The sequence below is a fragment of the Streptomyces sp. NPDC024017 genome (assembly GCF_040638895.1).
Taxonomy (GTDB): domain Bacteria; phylum Actinomycetota; class Actinomycetes; order Streptomycetales; family Streptomycetaceae; genus Streptomyces.
Window position 1 is genome coordinate 337,045 of the sequence record NZ_JBEZYZ010000005.1, and the last position, 20,334, is coordinate 357,378.

The window sequence follows — 20,334 nt, forward strand, 5'->3', positions numbered from 1 at the left end:
CCGGCTTGGGTGCGATTATGCACTTACCGTCCGCACGGCAGGACAAACAACGCGGAGGTCAGTCGCCTTCCTTGCGCTCGCGCGTGGCCAGCATCCGGCGCAGCGAGTACAGCCGCGCCGGGTCGGCGTGCCCCTCGGCCACCCACGCGTCCAGCGCGCAGTCCGGCTCGTCGTGGCTGCACGCGCGCGGGCAGCCCTCGGTGCCCGGCTCCAGGTCGGGGAAGGCGTGGATGACCTGGGACGGGTCCACGTGGTGCAGGCCGAAGGACCGCAGGCCCGGCGTGTCGATCACCCAGCCGTCACTGCCCGACAGCGGCAGCGCCAGCGCCGAGGTGGTGGTGTGGCGTCCGCGGCCCGTCACCGCGTTCACATGCCCGGTCGTACGCCGCTGATCTTCCGGCACCAGCGAGTTGACCAGGGTCGTCTTGCCGACCCCGGAGTGGCCGACGAACGCGGTGATCTTGCCGTCGAGCTGCTCGCGCACGCGGGCGAGGGCGGTTCCGTTCTGCAGTTCCTCGCGGCTGGTGACGACGTGGGGGATGTCGAGGTGGCCGTACAGCTCCAGCAGCTTGTCGGGCGGGGCGAGGTCCGACTTGGTCAGGACCAGCAGCGGGTCCAGACCGCCGGCATAGGCCGCGACCAGGCAGCGGTCGATCAGGCGGGGGCGGGGCTCCGGGTCGGCCAGGGCGGTGACGACCGCCAGCTGGTCGGCGTTGGCCACGACCACGCGCTCGTACGGATCGTCGTCGTCCGCCGTGCGGCGCAGAACGGAGGTGCGCTCCTCGATGCGCACGATCCTCGCGAGTGAGTCCTTCTTGCCTGTCAGGTCGCCCACGATGGCCACCCGGTCGCCGACGACCGCGGCTTTGCGGCCCAGCTCGCGGGCCTTCATCGCCATGACCACACGGTCCTCGACGAGGCAGGTCAGGCGGCCCCGGTCGACGGTGAGGACGAGACCCTCGGAGGCGTCCTCGTGCTTGGGGCGGATGTTCGTCCGGGGCCGGGTGTTCCGGCGGCCCGGACGGGTGCGGATGTCGTCCTCGTCGGTGTGCTTGCCGTAACGGCGCATGACCTGATCCCCGCGTCCTACGCCCCGAGCATCCCGGTCCACAGATCGGGGAAGTCGGGCAGGGTCTTGGCCGTCGTCGCCACGTTCTCGATCTGCACGCCCTCCACCGCGAGTCCGATGATCGCGCCGGCCGTGGCCATGCGGTGGTCGTCGTACGTGTGGAAGATCCCGCCGTGCAGCCGGCGCGGGCGGATGTGCAGACCGTCGGCGGTCTCCGTGACGTCGCCGCCGAGCTCGTTGATCTCCTTCGTCAGCGCGGCCAGCCGGTCCGTCTCGTGCAGCCGCAGATGGGCCACGCCGCGCAGGGTCGACGGGGAGTCCGCGAGGGCCGCGACCGCGGCGATGCCCGGCGTCAGCTCGCCGACCTCGCTCAGGTCGACGTCGATGCCGTGCACCGAGCCGGAGCCGGTGAACGCCAGACCGTACTCGGTCAGTTCGCAGGAGCCGCCCATCTCGGTGAAGATCTCGCGCAGCCGGTCACCGGGCTGTGTGGTGCGGGCCGGCCAGTCCGGGACGACGACCTTGCCGCCCGTCACCAGCGCCGCAGCCAGGAACGGCTGGGCGTTCGACAGGTCCGGCTCGATGACCAGGTCCCGGCCGAGCAGGGCCCCCGGCGAGACCCGCCAGACGTTCGGCTCGCCGCCCGACTCGGGCGTGTCCACCTGGGCGCCGACCGCGCGCAGCATGTCGACGGTCATGCGGATGTGCGGCATGGAGGGCAGCGTGGCGCCGGTGTGGCGGACCTCGACGCCCTGGTTGAAGCGCGGGCCGGACAGCAGCAGCGCGCTCACGAACTGGGACGAGGAGGAGGCGTCGATGGCGACCGTGCCGCCGTCCAGGGCGCCGCTGCCGTGCACGGTCATCGGCAGCGCGCCGCGGCCGTCGTCGTCGATCCGGGCGCCGAGCTGGCGCAGCGCGTCGATGACCCCGTTCAGCGGGCGCTCGTAGGAGCGGGGGTCGCCGTCGAAGCGGACGGAGCCGTCGGCGAGCGCGGAGACCGGCGGCAGGAACCGCATCACCGTGCCGGCGTTGCCGACGTCGATCGTGGCCGGGCCGCGCAGGCCGGTGGGGAGCACACGCCAGGCCTCGCCGGTGCCGTCGGGGCCCACGCCCTCCTCGATCTCGATGCCCATGGCGCGCAGCGCGCCGGCCATCAGCAGGGTGTCGCGGGAGCGCAGCGGGCGGCGCAGCCAGCCGGGCTCGGAGGCGAGGGAGGCGAGGACCAGGGCGCGGTTGGTGACCGACTTGGACCCGGGCACGTGGACCGTCGCGTCGACGGCTCCGCTCGCGTGCGGGGCGGGCCAGAGGGCGGTGTCTGCGGTGTTCGGGGCCATGCCTTTACTTTATAAGCAGGCCGTCGCCGGAGTGCGGCGCCGTGGGGGCCGGTCGCGCCCGCGTGGGGGAGCCGCACATCGCGGCAGGCCCGCGCCCCTCGGGCCGGCCGTCACGTCTCGAGCAGCCAGCGTCCCCCGCCGATGAGCGAGCACAGCGACACCGCGTGGAACAGGAAGAACCACAGCCCCGCCGGAACGTGCGTCAGCCGCGACAGCTGGTCCGCGTCCGAGTCGCCCGCCCCGCCCCGCGCCCGCTTCGCCTGGAGTTCGAAGGCCGGCCGGACTCCGCCGATCAGCAGGAACCACACCACCGCGTACGCGAACGCCGCCTGGACCTGAGGGCCGGCCAGCCAGGACACCAGCACGAACAGGCCGCCGGTGACGAGCATGGTCAGCGCGCCGTAGGCGTTGCGGATCATCACGAGCATGGCGAGGAGCAGGGCCGTCGCCAGCCACAGCAGGAGCGTGATGCGGCCGGCGCCCAGCAGGGCCGCACCGCCGAGACCCAGCAGGGGCGGGGCGGTGTAGCCCGCGGCCGCGGTGAGGATCATGCCGATGCCGTGCGGCTTGCCGCGGCTGACGGTCAGGCCGCTGGTGTCCGAGTGCAGGCGTATGCCGGTGAGGGTGCGGCCGGTGAGCAGGGCCACCAGCCCGTGACCGCCCTCGTGGGCGATGGTGATGGCGTTGCGGGAGACGCGCCACAGGGCGTGCGGGGTCACCACGGCGACCGCGGCGGCCAGGGTCGCGATCACCACCCACAGGTCGGGGTCGGGCTGCGTGCCGGACACCTCGCCCCAGAGGGAGGCGAGCGAGGCGGTTGCGGTGCTGTCCATGTAAGGCGTTGGCTCCCTGTGGGCGGATGGAATCTGGCAGTGTGGCACGTATGTGCGGACGGTATTCGGCGAGTCGTAGGCCAGAGGATCTCGCAGGAATCTTTGAGGTCGAGAAGTGGGAGCCCGAGGAGATCCTCGAGCCGGACTACAACGTGGCGCCCACCAAAGAGGTCTACGCCGTCCTGGACCGCCCCCTGAAAGACGCGGACGACCCGCGGCCGGTTCGCCAGCTGCGCACGCTGAAGTGGGGGCTCGTCCCGTCCTGGTCGAAGACCCCCGAGGGCGGCGCCCGGATGATCAACGCCCGCGCGGAGACCGTCCACGAGAAGCCCTCCTACCGCCGCGCCTTCACCTCCCGGCGCTGCATCCTGCCCGCCGACGGCTACTACGAGTGGGTCACCGGCACCCAGGAGCGCGAGCTGGAGGTCGAGGGCAAGAAGAAGCGGCCCCGCAAGCAGCCGTACTTCGTGACACCGGCGGACGGGTCGGTCTTCGTGATGGCCGGGCTGTACGAGTTCTGGCGCGACAAGACGCTGCCGGACGACCACCCGCAGGCCTGGTGGGTGACCTGCTCGGTCATCACCACGGAGGCGGAGCAGAGCCCGCTCGCGGTGTCCCCGGCCGACGGGCCGCGGGCGCTCGCCGAGATCCACCCCCGGATGCCGCTGATGCTGACGCCCGACCGCTGGGACGCCTGGCTGGACCCGTCCCGCACGGACGCCGACGACCTGCGCGAGCTGCTCGCCCCGCCGCCCGCCGGGCTGATGCGCGCCTACCCGGTCGCCACGGCCGTCAGCAACGTCCGCAACAACGGGCCGGAGCTGCTGAAGGAGCTGGAAGGGCCCGAAGAGGGCACACTCTTCTGACGTGACGCATGTGACGAAGGCGACCAGTACGACCACCGAGACCGTCGAGACCGACGCCGGAACCGCCCGTATCACCTGGCACGAGGCGAAGAAGGCCCGGCTGGTCCTCGCCGTCAGCCACGGCGCGGGCGGCGGCATCGAGGCCCGAGACCTGAAGGCCCTGGCCGAGGTCCTGCCCGCCCACGGCGTGACCGTTGCCCGGGTGGAGCAGCCCTGGCGGGTGGCCGGGAAGAAGCTCGCGCCGGCGCCGAAGACCCTGGACGCCGGCTGGCGCGGCATCTGGCCCGCGCTGGCGAAGTCCGGACTGCCGGTCGTCTCCGGCGGGCGCAGTGCCGGGGCCCGGGTGGCCTGCCGCACCGCCACCGAGCTGGGCGCCCACGGCGTACTCGCGCTCAGCTTCCCGCTCCACCCGCCGGGCAAGCCGGAGAAGTCCCGCGCCGACGAGCTGCTGGGATCCGGGGTGCCCACGCTGGTCGTGCAGGGCGGCAACGACCCGTTCGGGAAGCCGGAGGAGTTCCCCGAGGGGACGTACACGCTCGTGGAGGTCCCGTACGGGGATCACGGCTTCGCTGTGCCCAAGCGTGCGGACATCTCTCAGGACCAGGCCGTGGCGGTCGTCACGGACGCGGTCGTGGAGTGGACCGGGTCACTCGGGTAAAGCTTCGGGAATGCCGGGGCGGCGGTCACTGTTGTGCGGGACGTACGTGCTGGAGACCAGCGCCGACGTCTTAGGAGAGGGAGTCCGCCGCATGGGTTCGACCATCTGCCCGACCCGCAGCAGCCGCGCCGACCTGGACTGGACGGTGCTGCACGCGGCCAGGACCGCCCCTATTCGGGCGGCGGGCGGACCGGATCGTCGTCTATCCTCCGATTCGGGTGAGACCGGTCTCGGTCTCACGAGAACACTCGAGGAGGTGGGTCCGGTCACTGGGACCGACGCAGGGACCGAAAACGGCCAGGCGGAGCAGCCCGAGGGCCAGGGCGGCACGGGCGCGGAGACGGCCGCGGAGCGCAACGCGCGCTTCGAGCGGGACGCGCTCGAGTTCCTCGACCAGATGTACTCGGCCGCGCTGCGCATGACGCGCAACCCGGCCGACGCCGAGGACCTGGTGCAGGAGACGTACGCCAAGGCGTACGCGTCCTTCCACCAGTTCCGTGAGGGCACCAACCTCAAGGCGTGGCTGTACCGGATCCTCACCAACACCTTCATCAACTCGTACCGCAAGAAGCAGCGCGAACCTCAGCGCTCCGCGGCCGAGGAGATCGAGGACTGGCAGCTCGCCCGCGCCGAGTCGCACATGTCGACGGGCTTGCGCTCCGCGGAGTCGCAGGCGCTCGACCACCTGCCCGACTCGGACGTGAAGCAAGCGCTCCAGGCGATCCCCGAGGAGTTCCGCATCGCGGTGTATCTCGCGGACGTCGAGGGGTTTGCCTACAAGGAGATCGCCGACATCATGGGGACACCCATCGGTACGGTGATGTCCCGGCTGCACCGGGGCCGCCGTCAGCTGCGCGGCATGCTGGAGGACTACGCCCGTGACCGCGGGATGGTCCCGGCCGGTGCCGGAGAGTCGAACGAAGCGAAAGGCTCGGGGTCATGAGCTGCGGAGAGCCGCACGAGACGGATTGCAGCGAAATCCTCGATCATCTCTACGAGTTCCTCGACCGTGAGATGCCGGACTCGGACTGCGTGAAGTTCGAGCACCACTTCGAGGAGTGCTCGCCCTGCCTCGAGAAGTACGGGCTCGAGCAAGCCGTGAAGAAGCTCGTCAAGCGCTGCTGCGGGCATGACGACGTGCCGGGCGACCTGCGGGACAAGGTCATGGGGCGGATCGAGCTGATCCGCTCCGGCCAGGCCGTCCCCGACCAGGACGTCACGGCCTCGCCCGCCACGCCCCAGGAGTCCTGACACTCCTGCGCTTTTCAACTACCCCACCTCTGAACGGGTAGTCACCTTCGAACGCGTCACTCGAACGTGCTAACCCGCGGGTTATCGACCCGCGGACCCCCCTGCCACCGTCCTAGGCTCCGGGCCTGACGGTCATGGCCGGGGGAGGGGCTCATGGAAGCGGTACCGGCACGGGCACGTGTCTACATCGCCTGTGTCGTCATGGCCGCGCTGCTCTGCCTGCTGCCGCTGCCGGGCGTACGCACGCCCTGGTGGGCGGTCGCGCTGCTCGCGGCGCTGTACGCCGGCTGCGAGCGCGTCGCCCGGTCCCGGTTCGTGGGGATCTCCCACCCAGCCGGGACCTTCTACCCCGTGCTGCTCGCCGGCGCCTTCCTGCTGCCGGCACCCGCCGCGGCGCTGGTGGTCGTGCCCGGTGCGCTGCTCTCCCAGGTCGGGCAGCGGCCCGTGGCGCTGCGGCGCGTCTGGCGGGCCGCCCAGCTCGTCCTCGGGGTGTGGGCCGCGGCCACGGTGCACCGGCTGCTCGGCGGGCGGGACGCGGTCGTCGCGGGCGACGTCCCCTACGCCCTCGGTCCGGCCGGGGCGGCCGTGCTGGCGTTCTGCCTGGTGCTCGCGCTGCTCGACGGCGGAATCCTGGTCGTGGCGGAGCGGGTGCCGGTGCGGCGGGCCTGGCGGGGACTGGTGGCGCGCTCGCTCGCGCCGATCACGGTGCACGGCCTCGCCGGGCTGATGATGGCCGTCCTGTGGCGCAGCCCCTACGGGCCGGTCGCCGCGCTGCTCGTGCTGCTGCCCATGTGCGTCTCCTGGTGGGCGTTCGCGCAGTACCACCGGGAACGCGCCGCCCATCAGGCGACCATCCGGGCGCTGGTGCAGGCCGTCGACATCAAGGACGGGTACACCCGCGGGCACAGCGAGCGCGTCGGGCAGGCCTCCATGATGATCGCGCGCGAGCTGGGCCTGGCCGACGAGCGCGTCGAGGTGCTCCGCTTCGCCGGCATCCTGCACGACGTCGGCAAGCTGGGCGTGCCCACCCGGCTGCTCAGGAAGGACGGTCCGCTGACGCCCGAGGAGCGGCGGGTGATCGAACTGCACCCCGAGTACGGGCACGAGATGGTGCGCGGCATCGGCTTCCTCGGCGAGGCCCGCGCAGCCGTGCTGCACCACCACGAGCGGCTCGACGGCAGCGGTTACCCCTACGGCCTGGTGGGCCGTCAGATCCCCGAGTCCGCACGGGTCGTGGCGGTCGCGGACGCCTTCGACGCCATGACCTCCACCCGGAGCTACAGCAGGGCCCGGCCCGTCGCCGTGGCCCTGGCGGAGCTGGAGCGGTGCGCGGGCAGCCAGTTCGACCCGGTGATGGTCGCGGCTCTCGTCGAGGCCGTCGGGCGGACGGGATGGCACCCGGCGGTGACCGCCGACGAGGAGGAGACCCGCCCGCCCCGGGTGCCCCCGCCCGGCGCACCTCTCCCCAGCCGCCCGGGAGCACACCGATGAGCGCGTACCGGCCGCCACCGCTCCTCACCCTCGTCCACGCCTGCGCCGCCCTCCTCGCCGCCGGCTCCCTCGCCGTCACCCTCTACCAGGGGCTCGAGGAACGCCGGGTCGCCCTCGCCTTCGGCGTCCTCGTCGCCGTCGGCGAACTCACCCGGCGCAACGGCGCGCGGATCCGGGAGCCGGCACCGCTCGGGGCCGCGGCGGCCCTGTCCTACGCCCTGCTCGGGGAGGCCGGCGGACGGGCCACGTACCACGGCCCCGCCCAGGTCGTCGCCGTCGTCCTGGCCGCCTCGCTGCTCGGCAGCGTGCCGCACGTCGCGCGCGGGCAGGGACCCACCCTCGACCACCTGGCGCGCCGCGTGCTCACCGTCGGCTTCGTCGCCGTGTGCTTCCAGCCCCCGTACAACCGGGGGATGTTCGACGAATGGGGCGGCCCCGCCTACGCCCTGCTGCTGCTCGCGCTGCTGTCCCTGACCGCGCTGTGCGACGCGGTGCTCGCCGCCGCGCTGGCCCACACCCGCACCGGCTGGCCCTTCGGGCCGGTCCTGCGGGACGAGCTGCGGGCCGTGTGCGGCATCGGGTCCGCCGTCATCGCCACCGGGGCGGTGATGGCGCTGGCGGTCGCCGTCGTAGGGCTGTGGGCGCTCCCCGTCTTCTCCGTGCCGCTGCTGCTCGCCCAGATGTCGTTCCGCCGGTACGCCGCCGTCCGGGCGACCTACCGGCAGACCATCGCCTCCCTCGCCCGGGCCACCGAGGTCGCCGGGTACACCCCCTGCGGCCACGCCCGGCGTGTCGCCGCGGTCAGCCAGGCGGTGGGGCGTGACCTGGGGCTGACCGAGCCCGAGCTGGCGGTGCTGGAGTACGCCGCGCTCATGCACGACATCGGGCAGCTGAGCCTCGTCGACCCGGTGCCGGCGGGCGCCACCGCCGCGCTGCCCGCCGCGGAGCAGCGGCGGATCGCACTGCTCGGCGGAGCCGTCGTACGGCAGACGGGCGTCGACGAGGCGGTGGCCGTGGTCGTGGAGCGGCAGGCCGACCCCTGCGCCGAGCAGCCGCTCGCCGCGCAGATCGTCCGGGCCGTGAACGCGTACGAGGAGAAGTCCAGGGAAGGAGGGCCCGGCGGGCCGCTGACGGCGCTGGAGGAACTCCGGCTCGCCACCGCCGGGACCTACGCCCCGGAGGTGGTGGAATCACTGGCCCGCGTACTGGCAAGGAGCAGTCTGACCTTGCCCATGGCTGGGTAACCCATGGGTAATGAGCGCCCTCGAGGCCGTACGTGGTTGGATGCGAAGGAGAAGGTGTCCGGGGGCTCGAAACACAGCTACGGCCAGCCCACCGCACGGAACTGGCAGGCGGGAATCGTGAGGATCTTCGGCAAGGGACGGCACCGGCCCTCCGCCTCCTGGCGGCAGGCCACAGACCGGGCGTTCACCCTCATCGGCGACGGCCGGTACGAGGACGCAGGCGCACTGTTGACACGTGCCGCCGATCTGGAGCCCTGGCTTTCCGAGTCCTGGTTCAACCTCGCGCTGCTGCACAAGTTCCGGCACGACTGGGAGCAGGCGCGGGCGGCCGGCCTCAGGGCCGTGGCGCTGCTCGACCGGGACGGCGGAGCGCCCGACTGGTGGAACGTCGGCATCGCCGCGACCGCGCTCCAGGACTGGCCGCTGGCCAGGCGCGCCTGGCAGGCCTACGGGCTGCGGGTGCCGGGGGCGGCCAACGACTCCGGTGAGCCCCTCGGCATGGACCTCGGCAGCGCGGCCGTACGGCTGTCCCCGGAGGGGGAGGCCGAGGTCGTGTGGGGGCGGCGGCTGGATCCCGCGCGGATCGAGGTGCTGTCCATCCCGCTGCCGTCGTCGGGGCGGCGCTGGGGTGAGGTCGTCCTGCACGACGGGGTGCCGCACGGGGAACGGACCACGGCCGCCGGGCACACGTACCCGGTGTTCGACGAGATCGAGCTGTGGGCGCCGTCGCCCGTGCCGACGTGGGTGGTGCTGCTGGAGGCGGCGACGGAGGCGGACCGGGACGCGCTGGAGCAGCTTGCCGCGGACGCCGGGTTCGCCGCGGAGGACTGGTCCTCCTCGGTGCGGTTGCTGTGCCGGATGTGCTCGGAGTCCCGGATGCCGTCCGACGAGGGCGACGGGGAGCATCTCGACCCGCATGATCACAGTGAGCCGGGGCATCCCGGGCCGCTGGGGCATCGGACGGACGGGCAGCTGTGGGTTCCCGAGCGGGAGTGCGGGCTGGCCGCGCCGGCTGCGTTGGTCCGGGGGTTGCTGGACGGGTGGGTCGCCGACAGTCCGGATTCTCGGGATTGGCGGGATTTGGAAGAGGTGTGCTAGCGCCGTTGCCGGGTGCGGCTGCGTCGTGGTCGCGCGCGCAGTTCCCCGCGCCCCTGAAAGCAGGGCGTTTCACCCGCGTACCCTGTATCGCATCTCAGCCCGGTTAGGTTCAGGAAGGCGTACGTAACGTCATGGCTCAGCAGGACACCGATCAGCAGCACGCGGGCGTGCTCCCCGTCGATGACGAGGGGTACGTGATCGACACGGAGGACTGCGAGGAGCGCGAGGCGGCCTGGCGGGAGCGGGGGACCTCGCGGCCGATCACGGTGGTCGGGAACCCGGTACTGCACAAGGAGTGCAAGGACGTCACCGACTTCGGCGACGACTTCCAGCAGCTCGTCGCGGACATGTTCGCCAGCCAGCGCACCGCCGAGGGCGTGGGCCTGGCCGCCAACCAGATCGGCGTCGACGCGAAGGTCTTCGTCTACGACTGCCCGGACGACGAGGGCGTCCGGCACACCGGCGTCGTCTGCAACCCCAAGCTCGTCGAACTGCCCGCCGAGAAGCGCCGCCTGGACGACAGCAACGAGGGCTGCCTGTCGGTGCCCACCGCGTACGCGCCGCTCGCCCGGCCCGACTACGCCGAGGTGACCGGGCAGGACGAGAAGGGCAACCCGATCCGCGTGCGCGGCACCGGATACTTCGCACGGTGTTTGCAGCACGAGACGGATCACCTGTACGGGTACCTGTACATCGACCGGCTCTCCAAGCGCGAACGCAAGGACGCGCTGCGGCAGATGGCCGAGAACGAGCCCCGCTACCCCGTGGTGGCCAACGACTGAGACCTCAGCCTCACCAGGCGCACGGCGTCTGTTCGGGTTTCCCATCCCGAACAGGCGCCGTTCGACTGTGCCGTTCGCCTGTCCGTCGCACGTTCGATCGCTTCTGGTCTCCTGGTGATCCAACGGTAGTCACGCAGCGGGAGGTTCCCGGCACTGTGGGGTAGTGAATGAAGCAAATACGTTCCCAGAACGGTCAGTTGTAGTGCTGAATGGGATGAGCGGGGTATGCAACGGCGCACGCCCGGCACGAAGGGAGGGGCGCCCGCGCCAACTGGCGGCTGAGAGGGGTTAGTTCGTGCATGCTTTGTCACACGGCACCACATCGACACCGACCGCGATCGCAGTTCCACCGTCGCTCTCTCTCCCGGTGATCGAGGCGGCGTTTCCCCGGCAACTCCACCCGTATTGGCCGAAGTGCCAGGAGAAGACCCGGGCCTGGCTGCTCGAAAAGCGGCTCATGCCGGCGGACAAGGTGGAGGAATATGCCGACGGCCTTTGCTACACCGACCTCATGGCCGGGTACTACATCGGCGCCTCCGACGAGGTCATGCAGGCGATCGCCGACTACAGCGCGTGGTTCTTCGTCTGGGACGACCGTCACGACCGCGACATCGTGCACGGCCGCCCCGCCGCCTGGCGGCTGCTGCGGGACCGGCTGCACTCGGCCCTCGACTCCCCCGGGGAGCACCTGCACCACGAGGACCCACTGGTCGCCGGGTTCGCCGATAGTGTGTTGCGGCTGTACGCGTTCCTGCCCCAGACGTGGAACCTCCGGTTCGCCCGGCACTTCCACGCGGTGATCGACGCCTACGACCGGGAGTTCCACAATCGCAGTCAGGGAATCGTCCCGACAGTTGAGGAATACCTGCGGTTGCGCCGGCTCACCTTCGCGCACTGGATATGGACAGACCTGCTGGAGCCGTCCGCAGGCTGTGAACTCCCGGACACCATACGGAAACACCCGGCATATCGGCGGGCGGCGCTGCTGAGTCAGGAATTTGCCGCCTGGTACAACGATCTGTGTTCGCTTCCGAAAGAAATAGCGGGCGACGAGGTGCACAATCTCGGAATCAGTCTCATCACCCATGAGGGGCTGACTCTTGAACAGGCGGTCGTGGAAGTGCGGCGCCGTGTCGAGAAATGCATCACAGAATTCATCGACGTCGAGCAGGAAGCCTTGCGTTTTGCCGACGACCTCGCCGACGGCTCCGTGCGGGGAAAGGAACTGAGCGCCGCTGTGCGGGCCTGCCTGAGCAACATGCGGAACTGGTTCAGTTCCGTCTACTGGTTCCACCACGAGTCCGGCCGGTACATGGTCGACAGCTGGGACGACCGGGCCACGCCCCCGTACGTCAACAACGAAGCGGCAGGTGAGCAATGACCGTCGAGTCCGTGAAGCCCGAAACCCCGCCGGCCGTGGAACTGCGGGAGCCGCCCCGGGCGGGCGGTGGTGTCCCCGTCCTGGGACACGGCTGGAAGCTGGCGCGCGACCCGCTGGCGTTCATGTCCCGGCTGCGCGACCACGGCGACGTCGTGCGGCTGAAGCTCGGGCCGAAGACGGTGTACGCGGTCACCACCCCGGCCCTGACCGGCGCCCTGGCGCTGAGCAACGACTTCATCATCGCCGGGCCGCTGTGGGAGTCCCTGGAGGACCTGCTCGGCAAGGAGGGCGTGGCCACGGCGAACGGACCGCGGCACCGGCGCCAGCGGCGCACCATCCAGCCCGCCTTCCGGCTCGACGCCATCCCCGCCTACGGGCCGATCATGGAGGAGGAGGCCCACGCGCTCACCGAGCGCTGGAAGCCCGGCGAGACGATCGACTGCACCTCCGAGTCCTTCCGGGTGGCCGTGCGCATCGCGGCCCGCTGCCTGTTGCGCAGCGACTTCATGGACGAGCGGGCGGAGCGGCTGTGCGTCGCCCTCGCCACCGTCTTCCGGGGGATGTACCGGCGGATGGTGGTCCCGCTCGGACCGCTCTACGACCTGCCGCTCCCGGCCAACCGCGAATTCAACCGGGCATTGGCTGATTTGCACCTCCTCGTCGACGAGATCGTCGCCGAGCGCAGGGCATCCGGTCAAAAGCCGGACGATTTGCTGACGGCATTGCTGGAGGCGAAGGACGAGAATGGCGACCCGATCGGGGAACAAGAGATCCACGATCAGGTCGTCGCGATCCTCACCCCCGGCAGCGAAACCATCGCCTCCACGATCATGTGGCTGTTGCATATGCTCGCGGAGCACCCCGAACACGCGGACCGGGTGCGTGACGAAGTGCAAGCCGTCACCGGTGGGAGGCCGGTGGCATTCGCAGACGTCCGAGGACTCCGGCACACCAACAATGTCGTCATCGAATCCATGCGTTTGAGCCCCGCCGTCTGGATTCTGACGCGTCGGGCGGTGCGGGACACGGAACTCGGTGGATACCGTATTCCGTCCGGGGCGGACATCATCTACAGCCCGTACGCGATCCAGCGCGACCCGAAGTCGTACGAGCGGAACCTGGAGTTCGATCCCGACCGCTGGCTTCCGGACCGGGTCAAGGACATCCCGAAGCACGCCATGAGCCCCTTCAGCGTGGGCAACCGCAAGTGCCCGAGCGACCACTTCTCGATGGCCCAGCTCACGCTGGTCACGGCGGCCCTGGCCACCAGGTACCGGTTCGAGCAGGTTCCGGGCTCCAAGGACGCCACCCGCGTCGGCATCACGCTCCGGCCGCACGACCTGCGGGTGCGGCCGGTGCCGAGGTGACGGAGGGGGCTTCAGGCCGCTTCGGGGCCTCTGAACGTCCGCCGGTAGGAGTTCGGCGTGGTTCCGATCGCCCGGACGAAGTGGTGGCGCAGCGTGGCCGCGTTGCCGAACCCCGTTCGACCGGCGATCGCGTCCATCGTCTCGTCCGTCGCCTCCAGCAGCCGCTGGGCCAGCAGCACGCGCTGGCGCAGGATCCAGCGGTAGGGAGTGGTCCCGGTCTCCTGCTGGAAGCGGCGGGCGAAGGTGCGCGGGGACATGTGGGCGTGGGCGGCGAGCTGCTCGACGGTGAGCTCCTCGTCGAGATGGCGCTCCATCCAGGCCAGCACGTCGCCGATCGTGTCGCCCTCGGGGTGGGGGAGCGGGCGCTCGATGTACTGGGCCTGGCCGCCGTCGCGGTGCGGCGGCACCACCATTCGCCGGGCGATCTTGTTGGCGACCTCGGAGCCCTGCTCCTTGCGCACCAGGTGCAGGCAGGCGTCGATGCCGGCGGCCGTGCCGGCGGAGGTGATCACCGGGTCCTCGTCGACGTAGAGCACGTCCGGCTCGACGACCACGCGCGGGTACTGCCGGGCGAGGTCCTTCGCATGCTTCCAGTGCGTGGCGCAGCGGCGGCCGTCCAGCAGCCCGGCGGCGGCCAGCACGAAGACGCCGGAGCAGACGCTCAGCACCCGGGCGCCGCGGTCGACCGCGCGGCGCAGGGAGTCCAGCAGCTCCGGCGGGAAGTCCCGGTACGCGTAGGTGTGGCCGGCCGGCACGGCGATCAGGTCGGCCGTCTCCAGCCGCTCCAGGCCGTGCTCGGCCTGGAGCGTGATGCCCGAGTTCATGCGGAGCACCGGGCCCTCGGCCGAGGCGACGGCGAAGTCGTAGACCGGTAGGCCTTCATCGCTCCGGTCGGTTCCGAAGACCTCGCACACCACACCCAGTTCGAAGGGATTCACGCCGTCGAGCAGGGCGACGGCCACGTTCTGCAGCATGCCTCCAGTGTGCCTCGCCTTTGGCAGTAATTCGAGGTTCTACGGCAGTACTGCCACTGACGGTAAGGAGTCATCGGCGCGACACTGGTGTCCATGAACACGAACCAGATCGAAGCACTCATCGGACTGACCGCGACGCTGGGGATCCTGGTCCTCCTGATCCTCCCGTCCGTGATCGGCCTGGTGCGCGAGCGGCGCATCGACCGTCAGATCAGGGAGGCTCAGGAGACCCGGGAAGGTGTACCGGCTCAGAAGTCCTCGTCCAGGTCGACGGTGCCCTCCACCGCCACCTGGTACGCGGAGGGCCGCCGCTCGAAGAAGTTGGTCAGCTCCTGAACCCCCTGGAGCTCCATGAAGGAGAAGGGGTTCTCGGAGCCGTAGACCGGAGCGAAGCCGAGGCGGGTGAGCCGCTGGTCGGCGACGCACTCCAGGTACTGCCGCATCGACTCGGTGTTCATGCCCGGGAGACCGTCCCCGCACAGGTCGCGCGCGAACTGCAGCTCGGCCTCGACGGCCTCCCGGAGCATGTCCGTCACCTCCTGCTGGAGCCGGTCGTCGAAGAGCTCCGGCTCCTCCTTGCGGACGGTGTCGACCACCTCGAAGGCGAAGGACATGTGCATCGTCTCGTCGCGGAACACCCAGTTGGTCCCGGTGGCCAGGCCGTGCAGCAGGCCCCGGCTGCGGAACCAGTAGACGTACGCGAAGGCGCCGTAGAAGAACAGGCCCTCGATGCACGCGGCGAAGCAGATCAGGTTGAGCAGGAACCGGCGGCGGTCGGCCTGGGTCTCCAGCCGGTCGAGCTTGTCCACCGAGTCCATCCACTTGAAGCAGAACGAGGCCTTCTCGCGGATGGACGGGATGTTCTCCACGGCCGCGAAGGCCGCAGCACGGTCCTCCGGGTCGGGCAGATAGGTGTCGAGCAGCGTCAGATAGAACTGGACGTGCACGGCCTCCTCGAAGAGCTGCCGGCTCAGATACAGCCGCGCCTCGGGGGAGTTGATGTGCTTGTACAGCGTCAGCACCAGGTTGTTCGCGACGATCGAGTCGCCCGTCGCGAAGAAGGCGACCAGCCGGCCGATGAGGTGCTGCTCGGCGGGGGAGAGCTTGGCGAGGTCGGCGACGTCCGAGTGGAGGTCGACCTCCTCCACGGTCCAGGTGTTCTTGATGGCGTCCCGGTAGCGCTCGTAGAAGTCCGGGTAGCGCATGGGGCGCAGGGTGAGCTCGAAGCCGGGGTCGAGAAGGTTCTGGGTGCTCATTACTGGCAGGCCTCGCAGGACTCGGGGTTTTCCAGGGAGCAGGCGACCGCTTCGGGGTCCGGGGTGGCCTGCACGGGGACGGTGGCCTGGGCGGCGCGGGCGATGCGGGTCGCCGGGCGCGAGCGCAGGTAGTACGTCGTCTTCAGCCCGGACTTCCAGGCGTAGGCGTACATCGAGGAGAGCTTGCCGATGGTCGGCGTCTCCAGGAAGAGGTTCAGGGACTGGGACTGGTCCAGGAACGGGGTCCTGGCCGCCGCCATGTCGATCAGACTGCGCTGCGGGATCTCCCACGCCGTGCGGTAGAGGGCGCGCACCTCCTCGGGGATCCAGGCGAAGTCCTGCACCGAGCCGTTGGCCTCGCGCAGGGCCTCCCGGCTGCGCGCGTCCCACACGCCGAGCCGCTTCAGCTCGTCCACCAGGTAGGAGTTGACCTGGAGGAACTCACCCGACAGCGTCTCGCGCTTGAACAGGTTGGACACCTGCGGCTCGATGCACTCGTACACGCCCGCGATGGAGGCGATGGTGGCCGTGGGCGCGATGGCGAGCAGCAGCGAGTTGCGCATGCCGGTGGTGGCGATGCGCTCGCGCAGGGCCGACCAGCGCTCCGGCCAGGTGAGCTCCGTGTCGTAGTGGTCGGGGTGCAGCACGCCCCGGGCCGTACGTGTCTTCTCCCAGGCCGGCAGCGGGCCGTTGCGCTCGGCTAGGTCGGCGGAGGCCTCGTACGCGGCGAGCATGATGCGCTCGGCGATACGGGTCGAGAGCGCCTTGGCCTCGGGCGAGTCGAAGGGCAGGCGCAGCTTGAAGAAGACGTCCTGGAGGCCCATGGCGCCCAGGCCGACCGGGCGCCAGCGGGCGTTGGAGCGGCCCGCCTGCTCGGTCGGGTAGAAGTTGATGTCCACGACCCGGTCGAGGAACGTCACGGCCGTGCGGACCGTCTCGTCCAGCCGCTCCCAGTCCAGGGCACCGGTCGACGTGTCGACAAACGAACCCAGGTTGACCGAGCCCAGGTTGCAGACCGCCGTCTCCCCGTCGCTGGTGACCTCCAGGATCTCCGTGCAGAGGTTGGAGGAGTGGACGACGTGGCCCGGCTCGGCCGTCTGGTTGGCGGTGCGGTTGGCGGCGTCCTTGAAGGTCATCCAGCCGTTGCCGGTCTGCGCGAGGGTGCGCATCATGCGCCCGTACAGCTCACGGGCGGGCAGGGTCTTCTTCGCGAGGCCCTTCGCCTCGGCCGCCCGGTACGCGGCGTCGAACTCCTCGCCCCACAGGTCGACCAGCTCGGGCACGTCCGAGGGGGAGAACAGCGACCAGTGCGCGTCGGCGTTCACGCGCCGCATGAACTCGTCCGGCACCCAGTGCGCGAGGTTCAGGTTGTGCGTACGGCGGGCGTCCTCACCGGTGTTGTCGCGCAGCTCCAGGAACTCCTCGAGGTCGGAGTGCCAGGTCTCCAGGTAGACCGCGGCCGCGCCCTTGCGGCGGCCGCCCTGGTTCACGGCGGCGACCGAGGCGTCGAGGGTCTTCAGGAACGGGACGATGCCGTTGGAGTGGCCGTTGGTGCCGCGGATCAGCGAACCGCGGGCGCGGATGCGGGAGTACGCGAGTCCGATGCCGCCGGCGTGCTTCGACAGCCGGGCCACCTGGTGGTACCGGTCGTAGATGGAGTCCAGCTCGTCCTTGGGGGAGTCGAGGAGGTAGCAGGACGACATCTGCGGGTGCCGGGTGCCCGAGTTGAAGAGGGTGGGGGAGGAAGGGAGGTAGTCGAGGCGGCTCATGAGCCCGTAGAGGGCCGCGACCTCGTCCAGCGCGCGTGTGGTGTCGTCCTCGGCGAGGCCGCTCGCCACCCGCAGCATGAAGTGCTGGGGCGTCTCGACGACCTTGCGGGTGAGGGGGTGGCGCAGCAGGTAGCGGCTGTACAGCGTGCGCAGGCCGAAGTAGCCGAAGCGGTCGTCGGCGCCGGTGTCGATCAGGGCGTCGAGCCGGGCCGCGTGCAGCCGGACGAACTCGGCGGTGCGGTCGGCGATGAGGCCCTCGCGGTGGCCGACCGCGACGGACTCGGTGAAGGACGTGACGCCCTGCGAGGCGGCCTCTTCGCGGATGCCGATGGTCAGCAGCCGGGCGGCCAGCCGCGAGTAGGCGGGGTCCTCGGAGATGAGACCGGCGGCCGCCTCCGTCGCAAGCTCGCGCAACTCCGACTCGCCGGCCCGCGCGGACCGGCCGCGCAGCGCGGCGGCGGCGACCCGGCCGGGGTCGGTGTCGGGGAGGTCGGCGGTCAGCTCGGTCAGGGTCCGCAGCAGCGCGGTACCGGGAGCGTCGTGCTCTTCTTCGGCGGCTGAGACCGGTTCGGCTGGCGCGATGGTCACGTGGGGCTCTCCCTCGCTCGGCACGGGGGCCTCGTCGAGGGCAGGGGGCAGCACGCGAGCGCACGCGGCGTCGCGTCCACCGGCCCATTCCACGAGGCCCGGACGTCAGGGCACACCGGCCGGGTGGCCGGGTGCGCTGTCGGCAGGTCCTCGGACTGACTCTCGTGCACAAAACATGCACAAGTACACCGTTGCGGGACAGTTCCGGATTCGCACCGGATTCCCCTGCGGCGGCAGCGAGCATGAGCATACATCTTGTGTTGGGTTCCGGCGGCACCCCCAGATGTTGTGTCGCGGTGGTGTCAGAGCGTCAGCTTTACGTGACAGCGGGCCGCCGTGACGCATGGTCACGGCGGCCCGCTGCGGGGTGTTCGTGGTGGGTCGGGGCCCTGGAATCAGTGCGCGGAACCAGCAGTCGCAGGCGGAAGCTCCACCTGGACCCCGGGGTCGCCCGCGTCCGCCGTGTAGTCCTCCGGCTTGGTCTCGTCGATGCCTTCGGGGGCCTTCAGGGCCTTCAGGACGAAGGTCAGGACCACCGTCACCACCACGTTCAGGACGAACGCCGTGAGGCCGATGTAGCCGATCTCCCCGATGCCCGGGATCTCCTTCGCGGAGCCGCCGAAGTGCTTCTGGGTCGGGGAGGCCACGCCGTACGCGGCGGCCGTGCCGTAGATCATGCCGACCGCCCAGCCGGCGAGCAGCGCCCAGCGGTGGAACCAGCGGGTGAACAGGCCGCCGACCAGGGCCGGGAAGGTCTGCAGGATCCAGATGCCGCCCAGGAGCTGGAAGTTGATGGCGACTGTCTTGTCCATGGTGAGGACGAAGGCCAGCGCGCCCACCTTCACCAGCAGGGAGACCAGCTTGGAGACCTTGGTCTCCTGCGCCGGTGTGGCGTCCGGCTTGATGAAGTCCTTGTAGATGTTGCGCGTGAAGAGGTTCGCCGCCGCGATGGACATGATGGCCGCGGGCACCAGCGCGCCGATGCCGATCGCCGCGAACGCCACGCCCGCGAACCAGTCCGGGAACATCGTCTCGAACAGCTGCGGAATCGCCAGCTGCCCGTTCTGCACCTTGATGCCCGCCGCGATCGCCATGAACCCGAGCAGCGCCAGCAGACCCAGCATCAGCGAGTACAGCGGCAGGATCGTGGTGTTGCGGCGGATCACCTCACGGCTCTTCGAGGACAGCGTCGCCGTGATCGAGTGCGGGTACATGAAGAGGGCCAGGGCGGAGCCCAACGCCAGTGTGGCGTACGTCCACTGGCCTGGCTCGGCCGGTGTCAGCGCACCGCGCGGCGCACCCGTCGCGGGGTTGGTCTGGCTGTACGCCTCGCCGGCCTTGGCGAAGATGTCGTCGAAGCCGCCCAGCTTGATCGGGATGTAGATGATCGCCACCGCGATGACGATGTAGATCAGCGTGTCCTTCACGAACGCGATGAGCGCGGGGGCCCGCAGTCCCGACGAGTACGTGTACGCCGCCAGTACGCCGAACGCGATCAGCAGCGGCAGGTCCTTGATGAACCAGTTGGTGTCCTCGCCGCCGCCGACGCCCATCACGTCCAGCACGGCCTGGATGCCGACCAGCTGGAGCGCGATGTACGGCATCGTCGCCAGGATGCCGGTCACCGCCACCGCCAGCGACAGGCCCTTGGAGCCGAAGCGGCCGCGCACGAAGTCGGACGTCGTGACGTACCCGTGCTTGTGGGAGACCGACCACAGGCGGGGGAGGAAGGTGAAGATCAGCGGGTACACCAGGATCGTGTACGGCACGGCGAAGAAGCCGGCCGCGCCCGCCGCGTAGATCGCCGCCGGCACGGCGACGAAGGTGTACGCCGTGTACAGGTCGCCGCCGAGCAGGAACCAGGTGATCCAGGTGCCGAACGAGCGGCCGCCCAGGCCCCATTCGTCGAGGCTCTGCTCGTTCTCGGCCTTGCGCCAGCGCGCGGCCAGGAAGCCCATGACCGTCACGGCCACGAAGAAGAAGATGAAGACGCCGAGCGCGACGCCGTTCACGCCGTCCTTCACTGCGACGCACCGCCCTTCGCGGCCGAGCGGGCGCGCTGGTCACGCTGCCACAGCTTGTAGGCGATCATCGTCAGGACGGTGGAGATCAGCACCCACGCCATCTGGTACCAGTAGAAGAACGGGATCCCGATGAAGGCCGGATCGGTCTTGGCGTACGAGCCGACCCACAGCATGGCCACGAACGGCGCGATGAGGCAGACGGCGATGACGACGCGCAGGGGCGTCACCACCGCCCCTCTGCTGACTTCTGGGGCTTGCGACATCAGGCGGCTCCGTCCCCTAAGTGATCACCTGTGTAATGCGCAGGCAATCTAGGTCAGGGTGTGGCGATAGCGGAACCCCTCGTCCG

At 70.4% G+C, this 20,334-nt stretch carries 19 protein-coding genes and 1 riboswitch; of the genes, 11 read left to right on the forward strand and 8 right to left on the reverse strand.

The window, feature by feature from the left end; translation table 11 throughout:
* Positions 1–58: 58 nt before the first annotated feature.
* The 3 genes from rsgA to AB0G20_RS15775 all read right to left on the reverse strand — a co-directional run bounded on the left by rsgA (position 59) and on the right by AB0G20_RS15775 (position 3,236).
* Positions 59–1,069: a ribosome small subunit-dependent GTPase A gene (gene rsgA / locus AB0G20_RS15765; protein ID WP_361301774.1), complete on the reverse strand. Its 1,011-nt coding sequence runs from the start codon at positions 1,067–1,069 to the stop codon at positions 59–61.
* 17 nt (positions 1,070–1,086) lie between these two features.
* Positions 1,087–2,403, reverse strand: coding sequence for a 3-phosphoshikimate 1-carboxyvinyltransferase (gene aroA / locus AB0G20_RS15770; RefSeq protein ID WP_361301777.1), 1,317 nt, complete (start codon positions 2,401–2,403; stop codon positions 1,087–1,089).
* 110 nt (positions 2,404–2,513) lie between these two features.
* The gene (locus AB0G20_RS15775) at positions 2,514–3,236 is read right to left on the reverse strand and encodes a M50 family metallopeptidase (protein WP_361301780.1); all 723 of its coding nucleotides are present in this window, start codon (positions 3,234–3,236) and stop codon (positions 2,514–2,516) included.
* 50 nt (positions 3,237–3,286) lie between these two features.
* Here AB0G20_RS15775 and AB0G20_RS15780 point away from each other — a divergent pair, with 50 nt between their 5' ends.
* From AB0G20_RS15780 to AB0G20_RS15825, 10 genes are all read left to right on the forward strand, one after another.
* Positions 3,287–4,102, forward strand: a complete 816-nt coding sequence (locus AB0G20_RS15780) for an SOS response-associated peptidase (RefSeq protein WP_361301783.1) — start codon at positions 3,287–3,289, stop codon at positions 4,100–4,102.
* 10 nt (positions 4,103–4,112) lie between these two features.
* Complete coding sequence (locus AB0G20_RS15785) at positions 4,113–4,760, forward strand: alpha/beta family hydrolase (RefSeq protein WP_361302430.1); 648 nt, start codon at positions 4,113–4,115, stop codon at positions 4,758–4,760.
* A gap of 256 nt (positions 4,761–5,016) precedes the next feature.
* Positions 5,017–5,703, forward strand: a complete 687-nt coding sequence (gene sigR / locus AB0G20_RS15790) for an RNA polymerase sigma factor SigR (RefSeq protein ID WP_097220242.1) — start codon at positions 5,017–5,019, stop codon at positions 5,701–5,703.
* On the forward strand, positions 5,700–6,011 hold the full coding sequence (gene rsrA, locus AB0G20_RS15795; RefSeq protein WP_059416550.1) for a mycothiol system anti-sigma-R factor: 312 nt from the start codon (positions 5,700–5,702) through the stop codon (positions 6,009–6,011). The genes sigR and rsrA overlap by 4 nt, the downstream gene beginning before the upstream one ends.
* A gap of 153 nt (positions 6,012–6,164) precedes the next feature.
* Positions 6,165–7,502, forward strand: coding sequence for an HD-GYP domain-containing protein (locus tag AB0G20_RS15800; protein WP_361301788.1), 1,338 nt, complete (start codon positions 6,165–6,167; stop codon positions 7,500–7,502).
* Positions 7,499–8,746 carry an HD domain-containing protein gene (locus AB0G20_RS15805; protein WP_361301791.1) on the forward strand — a complete coding sequence of 416 codons (1,248 nt, stop codon included), beginning with the start codon at positions 7,499–7,501 and terminating at the stop codon, positions 8,744–8,746. The genes AB0G20_RS15800 and AB0G20_RS15805 overlap by 4 nt, the downstream gene beginning before the upstream one ends.
* 117 nt (positions 8,747–8,863) lie before the next feature.
* Positions 8,864–9,844 carry a hypothetical protein gene (locus AB0G20_RS15810; RefSeq protein ID WP_361302433.1) on the forward strand — a complete coding sequence of 327 codons (981 nt, stop codon included), beginning with the start codon at positions 8,864–8,866 and terminating at the stop codon, positions 9,842–9,844.
* A 131-nt stretch (positions 9,845–9,975) separates the two neighbouring features.
* Positions 9,976–10,626, forward strand: coding sequence for a peptide deformylase (gene def / locus AB0G20_RS15815; protein ID WP_361301794.1), 651 nt, complete (start codon positions 9,976–9,978; stop codon positions 10,624–10,626).
* Positions 10,627–10,921: 295 nt separating this feature from the next.
* Positions 10,922–12,007, forward strand: coding sequence for an epi-isozizaene synthase (cyc1, locus tag AB0G20_RS15820; RefSeq protein WP_361301797.1), 1,086 nt, complete (start codon positions 10,922–10,924; stop codon positions 12,005–12,007).
* A complete protein-coding gene (locus AB0G20_RS15825; RefSeq protein ID WP_361301800.1) occupies positions 12,004–13,374 on the forward strand; it encodes a cytochrome P450 in 1,371 nt (456 codons plus the stop codon). Before cyc1 ends, AB0G20_RS15825 begins: the two co-directional genes overlap by 4 nt.
* Positions 13,375–13,385: 11 nt before the next feature.
* Here the strand turns inward: AB0G20_RS15825 and AB0G20_RS15830 are convergent, their stop codons facing one another.
* Positions 13,386–14,348 (reverse strand): helix-turn-helix domain-containing protein, encoded by a 963-nt coding sequence (locus tag AB0G20_RS15830; RefSeq protein WP_361301803.1) that lies wholly within the window; start codon positions 14,346–14,348, stop codon positions 13,386–13,388.
* 93 nt (positions 14,349–14,441) lie between these two features.
* Between AB0G20_RS15830 and AB0G20_RS15835 the strand changes: the two genes are divergently transcribed.
* Positions 14,442–14,684, forward strand: coding sequence for a hypothetical protein (locus tag AB0G20_RS15835; RefSeq protein ID WP_361301806.1), 243 nt, complete (start codon positions 14,442–14,444; stop codon positions 14,682–14,684).
* Here AB0G20_RS15835 and AB0G20_RS15840 read toward each other — a convergent pair.
* The 4 genes from AB0G20_RS15840 to AB0G20_RS15855 form a co-directional block, all read right to left on the reverse strand.
* Entirely contained in the window at positions 14,597–15,604 is a 1,008-nt protein-coding gene (locus tag AB0G20_RS15840) for a ribonucleotide-diphosphate reductase subunit beta (protein ID WP_184849822.1), read from the reverse strand. The two genes, AB0G20_RS15835 and AB0G20_RS15840, sit on opposite strands and share 88 nt — an antisense overlap.
* Complete coding sequence (locus AB0G20_RS15845; protein ID WP_361301810.1) at positions 15,604–17,961, reverse strand: ribonucleoside-diphosphate reductase subunit alpha; 2,358 nt, start codon at positions 17,959–17,961, stop codon at positions 15,604–15,606. The genes AB0G20_RS15840 and AB0G20_RS15845 overlap by 1 nt, the downstream gene beginning before the upstream one ends.
* A gap of 123 nt (positions 17,962–18,084) precedes the next feature.
* Positions 18,085–18,218: riboswitch (cobalamin riboswitch) on the reverse strand.
* A gap of 138 nt (positions 18,219–18,356) precedes the next feature.
* Positions 18,357–19,985 (reverse strand): monocarboxylate uptake permease MctP, encoded by a 1,629-nt coding sequence (gene mctP, locus AB0G20_RS15850; RefSeq protein WP_361301813.1) that lies wholly within the window; start codon positions 19,983–19,985, stop codon positions 18,357–18,359.
* The gene (locus tag AB0G20_RS15855) at positions 19,982–20,248 is read right to left on the reverse strand and encodes a DUF3311 domain-containing protein (protein WP_361301816.1); all 267 of its coding nucleotides are present in this window, start codon (positions 20,246–20,248) and stop codon (positions 19,982–19,984) included. The genes mctP and AB0G20_RS15855 overlap by 4 nt, the downstream gene beginning before the upstream one ends.
* Positions 20,249–20,334: the final 86 nt, after the last annotated feature.